Source organism: Streptomyces sp. NRRL WC-3549 (assembly GCF_000721935.1).
GTDB lineage: Bacteria > Actinomycetota > Actinomycetes > Streptomycetales > Streptomycetaceae > Streptomyces.
The window spans coordinates 52,099-52,370 of sequence record NZ_KL585412.1; the positions used below are offsets into that span (position 1 = coordinate 52,099).

The 272-nt window shown below is 70.2% G+C and carries 1 pseudogene; it reads left to right on the forward strand.

What is annotated here, in order from left to right:
* Positions 1-24: 24 nt before the first annotated feature.
* Positions 25-272, forward strand: a pseudogene (locus tag IH13_RS37990) (hypothetical protein); the annotation flags it as partial.

Sequence of the window (272 nt, forward strand, 5' to 3'; positions counted from 1 at the left end):
AGATGTGTATAAGAGACAGCCGTCGTGCTCAGCGGGGGCATGTTCGTCTACCTCCTCGGCCTCCCGGAGGACCAGCCGGAGCTGACGGACGGGCAGGCCGTCGTCTTCCTGGCCTGGATGCTCTGTTCCATCGGCGGCACGATCGCCTACTACCTGTACGCGGAGATCCGGCACTTCTCGCCGAGGTACCAGGGCCCCGCCCCGGTGCCGTACGCGGGACACCCGGCGCTGTCCGGCACGGCCGCGGCGCCCGCCCCCGGGTACGGCTACCC